Genomic DNA, 15,890 nt, shown 5'->3' on the forward strand with positions numbered 1-15,890 from the left:
AGGCTCTTAGGAAAAGAAGCAAAAATTAGAGTAAGAATTATATGTCAGAAACTAACTGAATATGGCCAGAAGAAGGAAAGCTAATAGATTAGCAAGATCGCAGGGATATACATCCTCTAAAAGAAATCAAAAATTGTTGAACTGGTCAAAACTAATGTTCCAGAAAATAAAATTAGTGCTGAGCAAGTATTAACGATTTACAGAGTAAGGTGGCAAATTATTTAAATTGTATAAAAGCCATATCAGACTTGATAAGCTAAAAGGAAAGCCATGCAGAGTATTATGTGAACTATATGCTAAATTGTGCGCAATTCTTATATTTCACAGCATAGTTGGTTGCACAGAAGTGAAAAAGAATACAGAACTTAGCTTAACAAAGGCATTTATTGAGCTAAAAAGGCGAGTTAGAGAGCTATTCTTAACATTAAATTGGGGAGTGTTAAATAAACTGTGTCAAGCCGCATTTTTAGTTCAACTCAATTTTCAGTCTGTTGGGAAAGAAAATGTCAAGCTGAGACATAGTTAATGCCCAATTAGGCAAAGCTGTAGTCCACTTTTGCTCTACCTTTTTTATAGCACAATATACCTTTTGTACAAGGCATTTGTATTAGTAAATGAGCCCTTAGTTTTAGTAAATTTCCTAATTTGTCTATGCAATCCCTCAATTGGATTGGTGGTGTAAATCAGCTTCCTAACTGGTCCAGAATACTTAAAATAACCAGACAAATTTTCCCAATTGTTTTGCCATGATTTTGTAACCAAGGGATATTTTTCACTCCATTTTTCTTCCAGCTCAAGCAAATAATTCTCAGCAATCTCTTTACTTGAAGCACGATATATTTTTTTCAAATCATTTATGAAAACTTTTACATCTTTGCTAGATACATACTTCAGTGAATTCCTTATCTGATGCACTATGCATAGCTGTACTTCTGCTTTAGGAAATACACTATTTATAGCGGTAGGAAAGCTTTTTAGCCCATCAATACAGGCAATTAGAATATCTTCTACTCCTCTTTCTTTGAGGTCATTTAGTACTCCCAACCAGAAGTTAGCTCCTTCACTTTCAGCCAAATAAAAACCTAATACTTCTTTTCTGCCATTTTGATTTATGCCCAATATATTATACATACATTTACTTATGCAATGTCCGTCCTCCTTGACCTTAAAAAACATGCCATCCATAAATACTATTGGATACACTGATTGCAGTGGGCGGCTGCGCCATTCATTGATTACTGGTAGCAGTTTATCGGTAATACTAGATATCTCTGCTGCTGATATTTTGTGGTCATATATTTCCTCAACATGTGAAGCTATATCTCTGTATCCCATGCCACTGGCATATGTGCTTAAGACCTTTGCTTCAAGTTCTGGATGTAGGCTTGTTTGCCTTTTTTTGACTATTTGTGGTTCAAAGCTTCCCTCCCTATCTCTTGGTGTTAGCAGCTCAAATGAGCCTGCACTCGTGCGTAAAGTTTTTGCGTTTCTCCCATTTCTTCGGTTATTTTCTTCACTTTCAGCTGACATGTAGCTTTCTATTTCACCTTCCAGACTTGCCTCTAGCAACCTTTTTATAAACGGTGTTAATGCTCCATCTCTTCCTGTCAATGGTCTTCCTTCTCGTATAGATGACAGGATATTTGTTTCTAATTCTTTATAATCTACCAAACCAGTAGTTCTATTTGCTTGACTCATATCAAACCTCCATTTTTTATATCAATTTATTACTTTTTTTTCGGTTTGACACACTTTTTTGAACGTTCCCTTAAATTGTGTAGTCAGTAAAGTGCAAATTTTCCTCAAAAAACTCATCTCAACCTGGTCAAAATTCTCCTTATACCAACTCTCATTATTAATGAACCAAATAAGAAGCATTGCAGAGTTGTTTAACCGTGGAAGGGGAAAGAGAGGTAATAAATTTACACAAAGCGCTCTCAAGCAGAACAATTGTATCGTAGATTTTATTGCGCAAAATGTTCTGTTTTATATATAACCAAAACCTCTCAACAGGATTGAGGTCAGGTGAGTATGGTGGTAGGTATATAATTTCGATATTTTTAGGTATCTTTAAACTTTTTGACTTATGCCAACTAGCGCAATCCATCACGAGAAAAGCCTTTCGTATTCCTAAATATTGCGACATCTGTTCAAGGAATATATTTATACAAGCAGTGTTGACGTTTGGTGCAAATAAGCTAAAATTCTCTCCATTTCTGGGATTAACTGCACTATAGAGATAAAAATTTTCCCTACCTAATTTTACCTTAACCTGTGTCCTACTGCCTTTTTTAAACCACCCATGTCCAACTTTTGAATGTGTACCAAACCGTGATTCATCGAAGAAAAATAGCTCTTTTTCAGAATGCATGACAATAGTTTCATTGAGGTTTTTTTTTAAACTCCTCTTGCTTATTTTTATCCTGTCCACTATGAACTGGTCTTGGTGTGATATATGAGAATTTCATTCTTTGCATATTACGATGTATTGTGGATTTGCTGATATTCAAACCAAATCTTTCTTGGATTCTTATTCTCATTTCTCTAATAGTAATATTGGGGTTTTCCTCTATCCACACCTCAATTTGTTCAAGTTGACTTTGGTTCAATATAGTTTTTCTACGGCGTTGAGGTGGAGAAAATAATTTTTCTTCTCTTCCAAATTTTATGTGCTTTATCCATGTAGTAATTGCCTTTCTCGAAATGCAACATATTTTTGCTACAGCTGTTATACTGTGCTTTTTTGCTGCAATTACAGCATTTAGTTTTTTTGCAACATACGCATTATTTCTTACTTTCTTCAGCATCTCTTTTGCTGATTCCACCACTTTTTCATCCAATAATTTTGATCTTAATGCCATCTAAACCTCGCTATTTTACTTACTCCAGTATGGCTTTTTTTCCATTATTGTCTATTCGTTGCTTGTATAGCGGGAATTGGTATTAAAAGATAAATATAGAAAAACAAGAATATCAACTTTGAGTTCAATAAATTTGCTCATTTTTCCTTAACTTGACGCGTACGGTTGTATGCTCGGTGCTATATATGTGCTATTTGCAAAAGTACTCTGTTTATGCTAACCTTAAGCTAAACCTTAAGCAATAAAATCAGAAGCATCAACTCCCTTCTGCAAGCAAGCAGCAATGATAGTGTTCATCATTAGAAATGCAATTGTCATTGGGCCAACGCCCCCGGGTACTGGGGTCATAGCTTTAGCTCTCTCTTTTATTCCCTCAAAGTCAACATCACCTACAAGCTTACTTTGATTTCCTATGTTAACGCTATTTATGCCAACATCAATCACTATTGCACCTTTTTTTATCCAATCTGATTGAACAAAATTTGGCTTTCCAACTGCTGCAACTACTATATCCGCTTTAGAACAATAATCATCTAAATTCCTACTTTGTGAATGCAAGATGGTAACGGTACAATTTTCCTGCAACAATAGGTGAAACATTGGTTTGCCCACGATATTTGACCTACCAATCACCACTGCGTTTTTACCGGAAAGGTTCTCTTCAATTGATTTAATTAAATGCAAAGAACCTTTAGGAGTACAAGGTATAAGGCAGTTTTTTTCACCTTTAACTAATCTACCAACGTTTTCATCGTGGAAGCCATCTACATCTTTTTCAATACTTACTGCGTTAATTACTCTGCTTGCACTAATATGATTTGGTAAAGGCAACTGTACTAAAATGCCATGCACAGATCGATCTTCATTTAACTCATTGATTTTTTCAATCAATTCATCTTCTGAAATATTATTAGGCAAAACAATGGTCTCAGAACTTATGCCTATTGATTCTGCTTTTTTCTGTTTGTTGCGAACATAAACCTGACTTGCTGGATTACTGCCCACGAGAATTACTTTCAGGCAAGGAAAAATGTTATACTCTCTCTTTAAAATATCAATTTTTTGTGATAGCCTCTCACATAGGTCGTTTGCTATTTTTTTACCATCAATAATAATTGTCACTTCCTTGCCACTCCTTAAAGTCAGGTAATTTGATATCAAATAAATCCAATATTTTGCCAACAGAATGATTAATAATATCATCCAACGATTTTGGTTTAATATAGAAAGCAGGCACTGGTGGAGTAATTATTGCTCCCATCTCCGTTAATTTTAACATATTTTGTAAATGCCCAAGATGTAGTGGTGACTCTCGCACCATAAGAATTAATTTTCTTCTTTCTTTTAGCGTTACATCTGCAGCCCTTGTCAATAGATTGGAAGTAACACCTGATGCAATTTCAGACATTGTCTTCATAGAGCATGGTGCTACAATCATTCCTGAGGTTTTAAATGAGCCACTTGCTATTTTTTCTCCTATTTTTTCTTCAGAATAGTAAAAATCTGCAAGTGATGTAATATCTTCAAGTTTTTCTTTAATCTCATGAGCTAGAGTTATTTTTCCAGCACGACTTATCACTAAATGAGTTTCATGATTGGTATTTTTTAGTGCCTCTAGAATCCGTACACCGTAAATAGAACCAGATGCTCCACTTATTCCAATTACAATCCTACTATTCACCTTCGTAATTCATTCCCAATGCACGTTTGTAGGTATCAAGTAATATTTCCTGTTCCTCTCTGTCATCATCATCCATCTTTCTTAGCCTAATAATCTGTTTCATCACTTTTATATCCCAACCTTCATCTGCAGCTTTTGTATATACATCACGAATGTGATCTTGCACATCCCTTTTTTCTTGTTCAAGTTTTTCGATTCTCTCTATATAGCTCTTTAAATCTTCAGCCGTTATTTTTACTGTATCTTCCATAGAACCCAACTAATTAATTGCTGCTATAGTATTATCAGTTTTTACTTGTACTTCAATAACAGTAATAATATTTTTATCTTTTTTTAAAATCTTAAAGTAAAAACCGTACATGGAAAACTTTTCATTTTCGTCAGGAATGCGCTCTATCTCATTTACAATCATACCTGCTAGAGTTGTAGCTTCATCATCAGGTAGATTCCAATTTAATTGTCTATTAATGTCCCTAATAGTAGATTTTCCTTCTATGTGATACACGCTATCAGATATTTTTTTTATAAAATTTTCTGTAATCAAATCATGTTCATCCGAAATTTCTCCAACTATTTCTTCCAGTATATCCTCAAGAGTTACAATTCCCTGCAACGCTCCATACTCATCAATAACAAATGCAAGGTGTTTCCTATTTTTACGGAAGTTGTGAAGTTGTACACTAAGCGGTGTACTTTCTGGTATAAACCAAGGCTTCGACATCACTTTAACAACCTCTATTTTATTGTCCTTTTCACGCAAGGCATTTATTAGATTTTTCACGTGAACCACTCCAACAATATTATCTGGTTCTTTTTGCCATAAAGGTACCCTACTATGTCTGCTGGTTAAAATCTCTCTTATTAAGTCCTCTTTGTTTCGATCTATATCAAGAGAAAATAAGTTTCTCCTGTGGGTCATAATTTGTGATATTTCTGTCTCAGCCAAATCAAGTATACTATTTAGCATATCTAAATCCTGTTGTAACATAGTTCCCTCACTGCGATGAAGAGTAATCATATTACGCATTGCATCTGCTGCAGATATCACTTCCCTATTCTTATGAAGCCCGCATAACTTCAGAATGAGATTGACAATAAATTGAATGCCTAATGTCAATGGAGAAAGAATCTTAACAAAAAACAGCATAAAATAAGCAGAAAGTAATGTAAATTTTTCAGGATTTTGCATGGCGTAAGTTTTTGGTAAAACTTCACAAAATAGCAAAATACAAAACGTCATCGTAAATGTTGCAAGAAGTATGCCCTCGCTCCCAAAAGAATTTATAAATATTGCTGTAAATAAAGCAGAGCAAGTAATGTTAATAATTGTGTTGCATACTAATATTGTTCCTATTGTTAATTCTTTCTTACCTAACAAAAGCTCTATTATCTTAGCTTTTTTGTTACCTTCTAGCTTTAGTTTATTAACTCGGGATCGGCTAATTGAGGTTAACCCTATTTCTGCTCCTGAGAACAAAAACGATAAAATCAATAAGAAAAAAATTGCTGACAATACTGAAATCAATAACCAATCCATTAAAGTATGATGTTATTGCGATATAGAAACAGAGTTGATTTTATATGTTGTAAGAGGCATTTGCAAGTCTATATATCTTTAACATAAAAAAATAAATCATGAAATATATCACACACTGCATTCACATGCATATTCTCAACAACAAGTGGAGGAGTTATTCTTATTACCCTATTATTCAAAATTTTAGTCATTATTAAGCCTTTGTCAAGAGATTGTTTAACAATTGTATCAGCCAAAGGTACCCTAAGCTCTATCCCTATCAATAAACCCTCCCCACGAACTTCTGAAACGATCTTCGGAAATTCTTCAGTCAAAGGCAACAACTTTTCTTTTAGATATTTACTGACCTTCTTAACATGGTCAAAAAAGCCTTCCTTTAGCATTACATCGAGTACTGCATTACCAACAGTCATAGCAAGTGGATTACCTCCATAAGTTGACCCATGAGTTCCTGGAGTGATTGCTTCTGCTATATAATCTTTTACTAAACATGCAGCCAGAGGAAATCCATTGCCCATAGCCTTCGCACAAGTGAGCATATCAGGTTCAACTCCTATATTTTGATAGTAAAATAGAGAGCCAATCCGTCCATATCCGCATTGCACTTCATCAAAGCATAAAATTATTCCTTGAGCTTTTGTTATCTCCCTTACTTTTTTAAGATACTCTACGTCCAATGGATGTACTCCGCCTTCACTTTGTATGGGCTCTAAAAATATGGCAGCTGTTTCGCTATTGATTTTCTTTTCTAATGCTTCAATGTTATTTCTTGGAACTTTATCAAAACCAGAAAGGAGCGGAGCAAAGCCTTCGCGTGATTTTTCATTTCCTCCAGCAGAAATTGCAGCAATACTACGGCCATGAAAACCTCCTTCAATTGTAATAATGCGATTGCGTTTTTCTTGTCCATTGAAGTAAAAGTAACGGCGAATAAATTTAATTGCAGCTTCTGTTGCTTCAAGTCCACTTGAGCAGAAAAAAACTTTATCGGCAAAGGTAAGTTCCGTTAAACGCTGAGCAAGCCTTTCCTGCTGGGGAATAGTAAAAATATTAGAGCAATGCCACAACGAATCCAGTTGATCCTTCAGTTTATCTGTAATATATGGATGACAATGCCCTAGAGAGGTTGTAGAAATTCCCGCAGCAAAGTCTAAATATTTTTTACCATCCTTATCGAAGAGATATACTCCTTCTCCTCTAACTATAGAAGCTTTAGATCTATTATAAGCATTAACTATATAATCCATTTAGTATTATCTTATGCTATTTATGAAACTGACATAAAGCTTTTTCTTCATAACTAAAAGTTTAGTTAATATTCCATGGCTTGACATAAAACCTAGAAAATTTAATTCTGTATAGTAAAGTAAAATTACACCAATTCACATTCAGCAAAGAAGAAAGCTATTTCTCTATGAGCATTCTCTAGACTATCAGAACCATGCACTCTATTTTCACTAATATCATCAGCAAAATCGCCCCTAATTGTGCCTTTATCTGCCTGCTTTGGATCTGTAGCACCCATTATTTGCCTATATTTACTTACTGCATTTTCACCGATTAAAACTTGAACTATTACAGACCCAGAAGTCATAAATTCCACTAATTCTCCAAAAAAAGGCCTATCCTTATGAATTTCATAAAATAGCTCTGCTTGTTTTTTTGTCAGCAGCATCATTCTTTGTGCTATAATTTTTAGTCCAGATTTTTCAATGTAAGAATTTACATTACCTGTAATATTATTTTTTACTGCATCAGGTTTTAATATCGAAAGTGTTCTTTCAATTACCATATCATTTCCTTATATTAAGATCGTATATTTACTTTATTGCGAATTTTTGTTCCATCAAAGAGATTTTTTATTTATAGTCAAGGATAAATCATCAAGGAGGTATTGTATGGGTGAATGTTGTCATAACAAAAATAATGGACATATTGATCCTGCTATTAAACAACCAGTTAAACTTGCATCTACTACTGAAAAATTGATCAATAACTTAAAGTCATCAATTTTTTGTGGAACGAAAGGGTTTTTGACTTTCAGCTTAGCATCTTTGAGCTGGTTAGAGTATAGCTTGAATCGTAATATGAAATTAAAAGAAGGTGCTGCTTTTGCGATGAAAAGAAATGTTGTTCCATTTGGTGAAATGATTGCCGTACCGCTGCTTGTTTGTTTTGTATTACCAGCTATGGTAGGTAATATAAGCCTTGTGGAGTGTGCACTTACATGCGCTGCACTGATGGTTGCAACATGTTTTGTTGTGAGAACTTGTCAACTGCGTCAGAAATTAATGGAAACGAAATGGTTAAATACCACTGGCCATAGTAGAGAAGAAATATACGAGCAATTTAAGAAAGACACCATGAAATTTCCTATCTTTAATAAAAACAGACAGCATATTGAGTATAATTCACCTAATCCAGGGCAGTCACTGAATGAAAGCACCTCTTGTTGTTTCGTTAAAGTTTCTCTTACGGTTATTCTAAAGGCCTTACAAAGCTGTATCATGCTATCTTTAGCTACTGTTGAAGTTCTTGAAGCAGTGCCAAGTTTTTGTGTCGATCTGGTTTTCGATAGAAGCTTTTCATCCACAGAGAGTAACATGCAGAAGTCTGTCCACTTATTGTACGCTAATATAAGAAATTTAGTGCCTGTAACTAAACTTGATGAGTGTGTAGCTAATCTTATAGGTACCCCAAAAGCAACTTGCTGCGGAGCCTAAATGTGTCTCTTCTATTTAAACGTACTCTATTTTCTCATTCCAGTGCTTGAAACTGGAATCCAGCATTTTCACACAACTTCATCGAGGATGCTGTTTTTTTATAGTACTTTTATACTCACCAATTTAGTGAAATCCTGGATCCCAGTGTCAAAGCACTGGGATGACATTCTTCTTGCTACTCAAACCGCAATATTGTCATGCATAATGCTCTGGAATGGAGGCAAAAAGCAAGCTTTTAGCTTCAGTAATAATTTGCAACAGATCTAATGAAAAAAGCAGTTATTTTATTTAACCTTGGCGGACCTGATTCACTAAGTGCAGTACGTCCTTTCTTATTTAATCTTTTTTACGATAAAAGAATAATAAATCTACCAAATCCTTTTCGCTTCCTTTTAGCAAAATTTATCTCCAAAAGGCGAGAAAGTACTGCACAAGAAATATACGAGCACATTAGAGGTAAATCGCCAATCTTGGAGAATACGAAAGCACAAGCTGATGCTTTAGAACTAAAATTAAATGAAAATGGAAGCCATGTATATAAGATATTCATCTGCATGCGTTATTGGCATCCATTTGCTGATGAAGTTGTTGAAAGTGTAAAGCAATTCGACCCTGACGAAATCATTCTGTTACCACTATATCCGCAATATTCAACCACCACAACTCTATCATCCATCGAGAATTGGCAAAAAAATGCCAAAAAACATAGCCTGGAATGTAACACAACAATAATCAATAATTATTATGACAATGAAGACTTTATTGAAGCTCACACCAATCTGACAGCTAAGTACTACAAGTTAGCTAGCAAAATCGGTAAGCCAAGAGTACTGTTTTCAGCTCATAGCTTGCCTCTTAGTATCATTAAAAAAGGCGACCCTTACGCTTCACAGATAGAAAAAACAGTAAAATTAATAGTAAAAAAATTGAATATTGAAGATCTTGATTGGGGAATATGTTATCAGAGTAAGGTTGGCCCTGTAAAATGGTTGGAGCCTAGCACTGAAAGTGAGCTATCACGCGCGAAAGACGATAATATACCTGTAGTTTTATCACCTATATCTTTTGTTTCTGAGCATTCTGAAACACTGGTTGAACTTGATATAGAGTATAAAGCAATTATCAAAGACGGATATTACTTTCGCGTACCAACTCTCAGTACTGATCTCTTATTTATCAAGTGCTTGGCCGATTTATGTTTAGATCACTCTCAAGGTACTGATTTATAGCACTTTTCTTTTTAGATTTTTATAGTACAATATTAAAAAGTTATTATTTTATTATCTACTTATGCCAAAAGGTAAACCAAATACATTTATACAAAGTATACATGATGTTCACAATCATGATATTAGAAAGATGTATTGTATTGCAGTAGGTTTAACAGGCATATTGTGTAAAATTTCATTGCAATTCTGTTGCGAGTTTATTGATAACAACAGATCCAATATTTGTACTATATTAGATATTGCCAAGTTCATAAAATTACCAACATCAACATTACTCATTCTTCATTCTGGACTCAAGTTAGCTGGATATAAATCTCAGGACGATAAAGGTGAGCCTAAAAAAAGAGCACAGGTTATAGGTAGCTTAGCCTTCTTGGCAAATTGTACAATAGGAATATTGATGCAGACAAAAATCATTCATTTCCTAGCTGGGAACAATAAAGATATAATAAGTTATATTAGCTTAATATCAGCAGTTCTGTTTTTATTTTCAGAATTTATAAGCTATTATTATACATGGAAGAAGTATCTGGATAATAAGAATCCTGAAAAATCTGCTGAATGTAGAAAAGATGTTATTTTCAGCACGATAACCTTGTCATTAGGCTTATTAAGCTTTACATTAAAGAGAATGGAAATTGCAACTATACCGATAGACTTGGGTGGTGGCATAATCTATAACTTCAACTTAACTGTTACGGTCAGTTTGATACTAAGTATAGCATATCTAGTATCAAACATCGATAAGTTTGTCAATCAGCCTAATAATGGCACTGATCCTTCTACTGGACTTGATGACGCTCACCATATTCAGCATAATGGCAGCATTGTAGAAATTAATGATTAGAGATGAAAAGACCTGATTTCCACTGCCAATGCTAGCACTGCTAATTTACTAACAATATTCCAAAGTGGCAGAGTTTTATTTTCTTGGCTGATGTCATAAAATTCACAGTCAGTGGAATTCAAGCTAGAATATATATCTTTTCTGCTATTACATCGATATAAGTAGCACGTAGGTGTATTTCCTATATAATATATTAGCGGTTCTGCAGAATTGCTTTTAAATACATCGATAGTTGGTACACCTTCTTGTATAATAACACTACTTACTTCTATACCTTCCTTTACCTTTTTCATTTTACTGCGCTTTTTTTTGTTGAGGTTTAACACTTCTTCACCACTTGTCACTGTTATGATACCCATTCCGTATGTGCCATTGCTTGCTTTGATAAAAACGTAAGGTTGTGTTTTTATTGCATATTCCTCATATTTTTTTTGCACTAGAGATAATATTTGATCAACTTTAGTCGCTACTGCTCCTAGTGATGAATCATCATTAAAGTCAACTCCATTACAGCTTTCTGTAAGCACAGAAATAAGCCACGGGTCTATTTTAAACTCGCCACAAAATTCGAATGATAATTCTTGATAAATTTTAAAATACTTAAATTTCTGTCTACTGTGCCAACCATAAAGTGGGCTCGGTATTATCTCTTGTTTTACATTTTTGAGAATATCTGGAATGTGGCTTGTCATATCTCTATTCAGTATAATAACATCGGGTACAAATCCTGAAGTTGTCTTTAACAAAGAATTTTCTTTTACAATAGTCTCATATAATTCTATTAAATTATATGCTTCACTGTGAAAGAGACCAGTTTTAGTTTCGAAACCTGCAAGTTGAAGCACCTTTTCTATGGCAAATACATTTTCTATATACATTTTATTTCGTGTGTAATTTTCCGGTATTATAAGGGCTTTCTTATATTGTTTTGTTTCGAAGTAGCTTTTTATCAATTTTGCTGCTGTTACTCTCGATACCTCGCTCAGATTGTTGAAACCTGCAGGAAATAAATTAGCGTCTACTGGAGCAATTTTGCAGCCTGAATTCCTAAGATCTATAGAGCTATAAAATGGCAATGTAAGGCCGTTAAATTTTGCCTCAAACCAATTATTTATACTTTTTTCCAAATCTGGGCGAATTATGTTTTGCATCTACACTTTAAATGTTATAAGAAAAGTACTATATTATAAGTTATAATCTTAATATAATATAACGAATTAAAATAACAAAAAAATGATTCATCATGACAGCAGTAAAATGTATGGTACTACTATACTGTCAATTAGAAGAGACAAAAATGTAGTAGTAATAGGTGATGGGCAAGTCTCGCTAGGCCATACCGTTATAAAATCTGGAGCAAAAAAAGTTAGGCGTCTTTCTGGCGATTCCGTAATTGCCGGTTTTGCTGGAGCAACAGCTGATGCATTTACTCTCTTCGAAAGGCTAGAATCTAAACTTGATAAGCACCCAGGACAGTTAATGAGGGCATGTGTTGAACTTGCAAAAGACTGGAGAATGGATAAATATTTAAGAAAATTAGAAGCTATGATGATCGTGGCAGACAAGTCCATTTCATTGGTCATTACAGGAACGGGTGATGTTCTTGAACCTGAAGATGGCATTGCAGCCATTGGCTCTGGAGGAAATTTTGCTTTATCTGCAGCAAAAGCTTTGATTGACGTTGAAGGAATATCAATAGAGGAGATTGCAAAAAAGGCTATGAAGATAGCTGCCGATATATGTGTTTATACAAACCATAATCTAATTATTGAAAAAATAAAGGAGTAATATGTCAAGAACCTTGTGTACCAATTCTTCTGGTCAATCCGTGGTAGGTCAATTTGATAATAATGATGACTGTAATGAGAAAAATAGCCTCTATGAAAATGAAGGTACAGAAAGTAGCAGCATCCAAAGCTCACAAGCTTTATTAGATGATCTACCACCACAGAAGATAGTTAAAGAGTTGGATAGATTTATAATCGGGCAGAATGACGCAAAGCGTGCTGTTGCTATTGCACTCAGAAATCGTTGGCGTCGAAATAAAGTACCACTTCCACTACGTGAAGAGATTATACCTAAGAATATACTCATGATAGGCCATACGGGAGTTGGTAAAACTGAAATAGCTCGCCGTTTAGCAAAGCTTGCTGGTGCACCTTTTATAAAAGTTGAAGCAACGAAATTTACTGAAATAGGATATGTTGGACGTGATGTTGACTCGATAATACGTGATTTAGTTGATGCAGCAATAGTTTTAGTTAAGGAAAAAGCACGTAAAGCCTTAACTAAAAAAGCTTTAGGTTTGGCTGAAAAGATAATAGTCAACTCCATGGTTGGTGAAAATGCAACCGAGGAAAGCAAAAAAGTTTTCAGAGAAAGACTGAGAAATAAGGAATTTGAAGATGGAGAAGTTTCTATTAACGTCAGGGAGAGCAAGGGTATGTTACCCACTTTTGATATACCTGGCATGCCAGGTGGGCAAATTGGTGTGATGAACGTAACAGAAATCGTGGGCAAGATGTTTAATGGGAGCAAAAAAACAAAAACTATTACAGTTAAAGTGAAAGAGGCACGTGAAATATTGACTAATGAAGAAAGCGAAAGGTTAATGGATGAAGACAAGATAATCAAAGAAGCGATTGATCTTGTTAGCAATGAAGGCATAGTGTTTTTAGATGAAATAGATAAAATTGCAGCACGTACAGAAATAAAAGGTGAAGTTAACAGAGAAGGAGTGCAGCGCGATCTGTTACCATTACTTGAGGGAACAACTGTTTCAACTAAGTATGGCCCCGTAAAAACAGACTATATATTATTTATTGCATCTGGTGCTTTTCATTTATCTAAGCCATCTGATCTTTTACCAGAATTACAGGGTAGATTGCCAATTAGAGTGGAACTTAAGGCGCTTACTCAAGAGGATCTAATAAAAATATTAAAGGAACCAGAATCTAGTTTGTTAAAACAGTATATAGCGTTAATGAAAACGGAAAATGTAACACTTGAGTTTACTGATGATGGTATAGAGACTATAGCTGAAATAGCATTTACAGTTAATAGAGAAGTGGAAAATATAGGTGCAAGAAGACTTCATACTATCATGGAGAAGCTTTTGGATGAAATAAGTTTTATCGCTTCTGAAAAAAATAGTGAAAAATTTGTTATAGATAGCAAGCACGTAAGAGATAAGCTTGAATCAATTTCAAAGCAGCTTGATTTATCTAAGTTTATACTTTAGAAGAAACTTTTTCTTTAAGTAATATATAGCACTCAAGAAGTTTTATTTTCTCTTACTTCGTAATTCTTTAAGCTATTTTTCAATAGTAGAATTCAAGCTTAAATCAATTATTGCAATATCAAAATCTATTTCTTTTGTTAATACATCAGTTAAAAGGTCAGGTGGAGAAAGAACTGTTCTTTTATTACCAGCTCTCATTCCCACAACTCCAAGTTCTATAGCAAGTGGTATTTTTTTGTCACCAACCTTAAACTGCACTATTTGATCTTTGATTATATACTCACCATTATGTCTCTTTATGCTATATTGAACTGATATCTCATCGCCACATTTTACTCGTTTTCCAGTTTTGTTAATTAAGTCATTAAAAATCATCAGGTTATTTACTGAATCGGGATATTTATCTTTTACTTCAATCAGTTTGATGTAATAAGAGTTAAAACTCATTTTGTTGTCATCAGCAGCAATAGTAACTACACGCTCTCCGCCTTCTTTCATACCTATTACCCCTAAACTCACTTCTTTTTCACCTATTCTCAGAGTAATATCAGAGACTTGACTTGGTAATGCTGCCAGATTGTTGGATATTTTGTACATTTGTAGCAGGACTTCTTGGCCACAGAAAGCCTTACTGCCGCTACCTTCAGTAATTTCATAAAAGTTTATCATCTCTTCTTCTTTTTGCTGTGTTATTTCTTCTAAATATTCTGCTAACCCATGCTTTTCAATATAACGATCAAGAGCTGATTCAAGTATCGGCCTGACCAAATAACTTGCTATCATCTGTGTCAAACCACCATGTGTAGCATTTATTTCGTAAAGCTTTTCCCTTTTCTCTGGTTTATCTTTGTTTATATAAACAATCGTAATTATAAAAGCAGAAGCTAAAGTGAGAATCATTACTACAGAGATAAATATTTGTAATATAATTTTTCTAACCATCTTTTTTTACTTGGTTCAATAAATCATATAAGTCATTAGTATTCCCTGAAAGCGTACTTAAATTATCTGAGGCCTGTTTAAAGAGACTATCTATATAGTTTTCCATTTCATTTTTGCCAAGCACAGATATTAAATTGTTTGTTTTATCCTGCTCGTAATCTTCAATATCATCCTTGGCTTGAAAGATAAGCCCTAGATTTATTCCATAGTTATATAACGCTCTCCGCTCTTTGGTTGTGGCATTACCTATTATAGCCCCTATTTTGCATGAAGCTGCAAATAGTTTTGCAGTTTTCATCAAATGGATTTCTTTTATTTTCTCAAAATTTACATGATGATTCTCAATGTCCAAAACCTGCCCCCCTACCATGCCTTTAGGCCCTATCGCTTCTGACAGCACCTTTATAGTTTTGCAGCGCTTATCGCTATCTATATCAAGTGATGATAATATTTCAAATGCAAGGGTAAGTAATGCATCTCCGGCCAGTACTACTGTTGCTTCACCAAATTTTTTGTGGCAGCTTGGCTGGCCTCTGCGGGTGTCACTGTTATCCATACATGGCAGATCATCGTGAATTAGGGAGTAAGCATGAATAAATTCAATTGCTGCTGCTGCTGTTATTGCTTTTTCAACCTTTATGTTGAATATCGACGAAGATGCTATAACTAAAAAAGAACGTATATGTTTTGCAGGAGCAAGAAGCACATAACGCATAGCTGATATAAGCTTATTCTCGCTATTTTCAGGTAAGAGCTTATTCACTTCTACAACAAGCAAATTTTTTGTTGTTTCGTCTAGCATTTTTAAATTTATTAACTATCGAGTGCT

Annotated in this window: 15 protein-coding genes and 2 pseudogenes; 6 read left to right on the forward strand and 11 right to left on the reverse strand. The window is 34.4% G+C overall.

Annotation, left to right across the window (positions count from 1 at the left end; genetic code table 11):
- Positions 1–3 precede the first annotated feature (3 nt).
- Positions 4–430, forward strand: a pseudogene (locus ABWU62_RS02400) (IS4 family transposase); the annotation flags it as partial.
- A 36-nt stretch (positions 431–466) separates the two neighbouring features.
- On the opposite strand, the pseudogene ABWU62_RS02405 reads toward ABWU62_RS02400, so the two are convergent.
- The 8 genes and pseudogenes from ABWU62_RS02405 to ndk all read right to left on the reverse strand — a co-directional run bounded on the left by ABWU62_RS02405 (position 467) and on the right by ndk (position 7,871).
- A pseudogene (locus ABWU62_RS02405) lies at positions 467–1,698 on the reverse strand (IS256 family transposase).
- A 157-nt stretch (positions 1,699–1,855) separates the two neighbouring features.
- A protein-coding gene (locus tag ABWU62_RS02410) for an IS630 family transposase (RefSeq protein WP_353287090.1) occupies positions 1,856–2,861 on the reverse strand; the annotation gives its coding sequence in 2 pieces (ribosomal slippage) (positions 1,856–2,398 and positions 2,400–2,861; 1,005 coding nt in all).
- 234 nt (positions 2,862–3,095) lie between these two features.
- A complete protein-coding gene (folD, locus tag ABWU62_RS02415; RefSeq protein ID WP_353287401.1) occupies positions 3,096–3,983 on the reverse strand; it encodes a bifunctional methylenetetrahydrofolate dehydrogenase/methenyltetrahydrofolate cyclohydrolase FolD in 888 nt (295 codons plus the stop codon).
- Entirely contained in the window at positions 3,967–4,542 is a 576-nt protein-coding gene (locus ABWU62_RS02420; RefSeq protein ID WP_353287402.1) for a UbiX family flavin prenyltransferase, read from the reverse strand. The genes folD and ABWU62_RS02420 overlap by 17 nt, the downstream gene beginning before the upstream one ends.
- Positions 4,535–4,792, reverse strand: coding sequence for a DUF2312 domain-containing protein (locus tag ABWU62_RS02425; protein ID WP_353287403.1), 258 nt, complete (start codon positions 4,790–4,792; stop codon positions 4,535–4,537). Before ABWU62_RS02425 ends, ABWU62_RS02420 begins: the two co-directional genes overlap by 8 nt.
- Positions 4,793–4,801: 9 nt before the next feature.
- Positions 4,802–6,079 (reverse strand): HlyC/CorC family transporter, encoded by a 1,278-nt coding sequence (locus ABWU62_RS02430; RefSeq protein ID WP_353287404.1) that lies wholly within the window; start codon positions 6,077–6,079, stop codon positions 4,802–4,804.
- Between the two features lie 68 nt (positions 6,080–6,147).
- A complete protein-coding gene (locus ABWU62_RS02435; RefSeq protein WP_353287405.1) occupies positions 6,148–7,326 on the reverse strand; it encodes an aspartate aminotransferase family protein in 1,179 nt (392 codons plus the stop codon).
- A 125-nt stretch (positions 7,327–7,451) separates the two neighbouring features.
- The gene (gene ndk, locus ABWU62_RS02440; protein ID WP_353287406.1) at positions 7,452–7,871 is read right to left on the reverse strand and encodes a nucleoside-diphosphate kinase; all 420 of its coding nucleotides are present in this window, start codon (positions 7,869–7,871) and stop codon (positions 7,452–7,454) included.
- A 106-nt stretch (positions 7,872–7,977) separates the two neighbouring features.
- Between ndk and ABWU62_RS02445 the strand changes: the two genes are divergently transcribed.
- From ABWU62_RS02445 to ABWU62_RS02455, 3 genes are all read left to right on the forward strand, one after another.
- Positions 7,978–8,802: a hypothetical protein gene (locus ABWU62_RS02445; RefSeq protein ID WP_353287407.1), complete on the forward strand. Its 825-nt coding sequence runs from the start codon at positions 7,978–7,980 to the stop codon at positions 8,800–8,802.
- A gap of 266 nt (positions 8,803–9,068) precedes the next feature.
- Positions 9,069–10,031: a ferrochelatase gene (gene hemH, locus ABWU62_RS02450; RefSeq protein ID WP_353287408.1), complete on the forward strand. Its 963-nt coding sequence runs from the start codon at positions 9,069–9,071 to the stop codon at positions 10,029–10,031.
- A 61-nt stretch (positions 10,032–10,092) separates the two neighbouring features.
- On the forward strand, positions 10,093–10,878 hold the full coding sequence (locus ABWU62_RS02455) for a hypothetical protein (RefSeq protein ID WP_353287409.1): 786 nt from the start codon (positions 10,093–10,095) through the stop codon (positions 10,876–10,878).
- Here ABWU62_RS02455 and gshA read toward each other — a convergent pair.
- Entirely contained in the window at positions 10,875–12,029 is a 1,155-nt protein-coding gene (gene gshA / locus ABWU62_RS02460) for a glutamate--cysteine ligase (RefSeq protein ID WP_353287410.1), read from the reverse strand. The genes ABWU62_RS02455 and gshA overlap by 4 nt on opposite strands.
- A gap of 82 nt (positions 12,030–12,111) precedes the next feature.
- On the opposite strand from gshA, the gene hslV reads away from it, so the two are divergent.
- Both hslV and hslU read left to right on the forward strand, forming a co-directional pair.
- Positions 12,112–12,666 carry an ATP-dependent protease subunit HslV gene (gene hslV, locus ABWU62_RS02465; protein ID WP_026092657.1) on the forward strand — a complete coding sequence of 185 codons (555 nt, stop codon included), beginning with the start codon at positions 12,112–12,114 and terminating at the stop codon, positions 12,664–12,666.
- Position 12,667: 1 nt separating this feature from the next.
- The gene (hslU, locus tag ABWU62_RS02470) at positions 12,668–14,119 is read left to right on the forward strand and encodes an ATP-dependent protease ATPase subunit HslU (RefSeq protein WP_353287411.1); all 1,452 of its coding nucleotides are present in this window, start codon (positions 12,668–12,670) and stop codon (positions 14,117–14,119) included.
- 72 nt (positions 14,120–14,191) lie between these two features.
- Here hslU and ABWU62_RS02475 read toward each other — a convergent pair whose 3' ends face one another.
- Both ABWU62_RS02475 and ABWU62_RS02480 read right to left on the reverse strand, forming a co-directional pair.
- Entirely contained in the window at positions 14,192–15,061 is an 870-nt protein-coding gene (locus tag ABWU62_RS02475; protein ID WP_353287412.1) for an FKBP-type peptidyl-prolyl cis-trans isomerase, read from the reverse strand.
- Positions 15,054–15,863, reverse strand: coding sequence for a polyprenyl synthetase family protein (locus tag ABWU62_RS02480; RefSeq protein WP_353287413.1), 810 nt, complete (start codon positions 15,861–15,863; stop codon positions 15,054–15,056). The genes ABWU62_RS02475 and ABWU62_RS02480 overlap by 8 nt, the downstream gene beginning before the upstream one ends.
- Between the last annotated feature and the right edge of the window lie 27 nt (positions 15,864–15,890).

This window comes from Wolbachia endosymbiont (group B) of Gerris lacustris, from assembly GCF_964028355.1.
In the GTDB taxonomy this organism is placed as follows: domain Bacteria; phylum Pseudomonadota; class Alphaproteobacteria; order Rickettsiales; family Anaplasmataceae; genus Wolbachia.

Coding starts and splice junctions, on each gene's coding strand:
- hslU (WP_353287411.1), top strand. CDS start 12,668: ATGTCAAGAACCTTGTGTACCAATTCTTCTGGTCAATCCGTGGTAGGT.
- hemH (WP_353287408.1), top strand. CDS start 9,069: ATGAAAAAAGCAGTTATTTTATTTAACCTTGGCGGACCTGATTCACTA.
- ABWU62_RS02475 (WP_353287412.1), bottom strand. CDS start 15,061: ATGGTTAGAAAAATTATATTACAAATATTTATCTCTGTAGTAATGATT.
- ABWU62_RS02430 (WP_353287404.1), bottom strand. CDS start 6,079: ATGGATTGGTTATTGATTTCAGTATTGTCAGCAATTTTTTTCTTATTG.
- ABWU62_RS02480 (WP_353287413.1), bottom strand. CDS start 15,863: ATGCTAGACGAAACAACAAAAAATTTGCTTGTTGTAGAAGTGAATAAG.
- ABWU62_RS02435 (WP_353287405.1), bottom strand. CDS start 7,326: ATGGATTATATAGTTAATGCTTATAATAGATCTAAAGCTTCTATAGTT.
- gshA (WP_353287410.1), bottom strand. CDS start 12,029: ATGCAAAACATAATTCGCCCAGATTTGGAAAAAAGTATAAATAATTGG.
- ABWU62_RS02455 (WP_353287409.1), top strand. CDS start 10,093: ATGCCAAAAGGTAAACCAAATACATTTATACAAAGTATACATGATGTT.
- hslV (WP_026092657.1), top strand. CDS start 12,112: ATGATTCATCATGACAGCAGTAAAATGTATGGTACTACTATACTGTCA.
- ABWU62_RS02425 (WP_353287403.1), bottom strand. CDS start 4,792: ATGGAAGATACAGTAAAAATAACGGCTGAAGATTTAAAGAGCTATATA.
- ABWU62_RS02445 (WP_353287407.1), top strand. CDS start 7,978: ATGGGTGAATGTTGTCATAACAAAAATAATGGACATATTGATCCTGCT.
- ndk (WP_353287406.1), bottom strand. CDS start 7,871: ATGGTAATTGAAAGAACACTTTCGATATTAAAACCTGATGCAGTAAAA.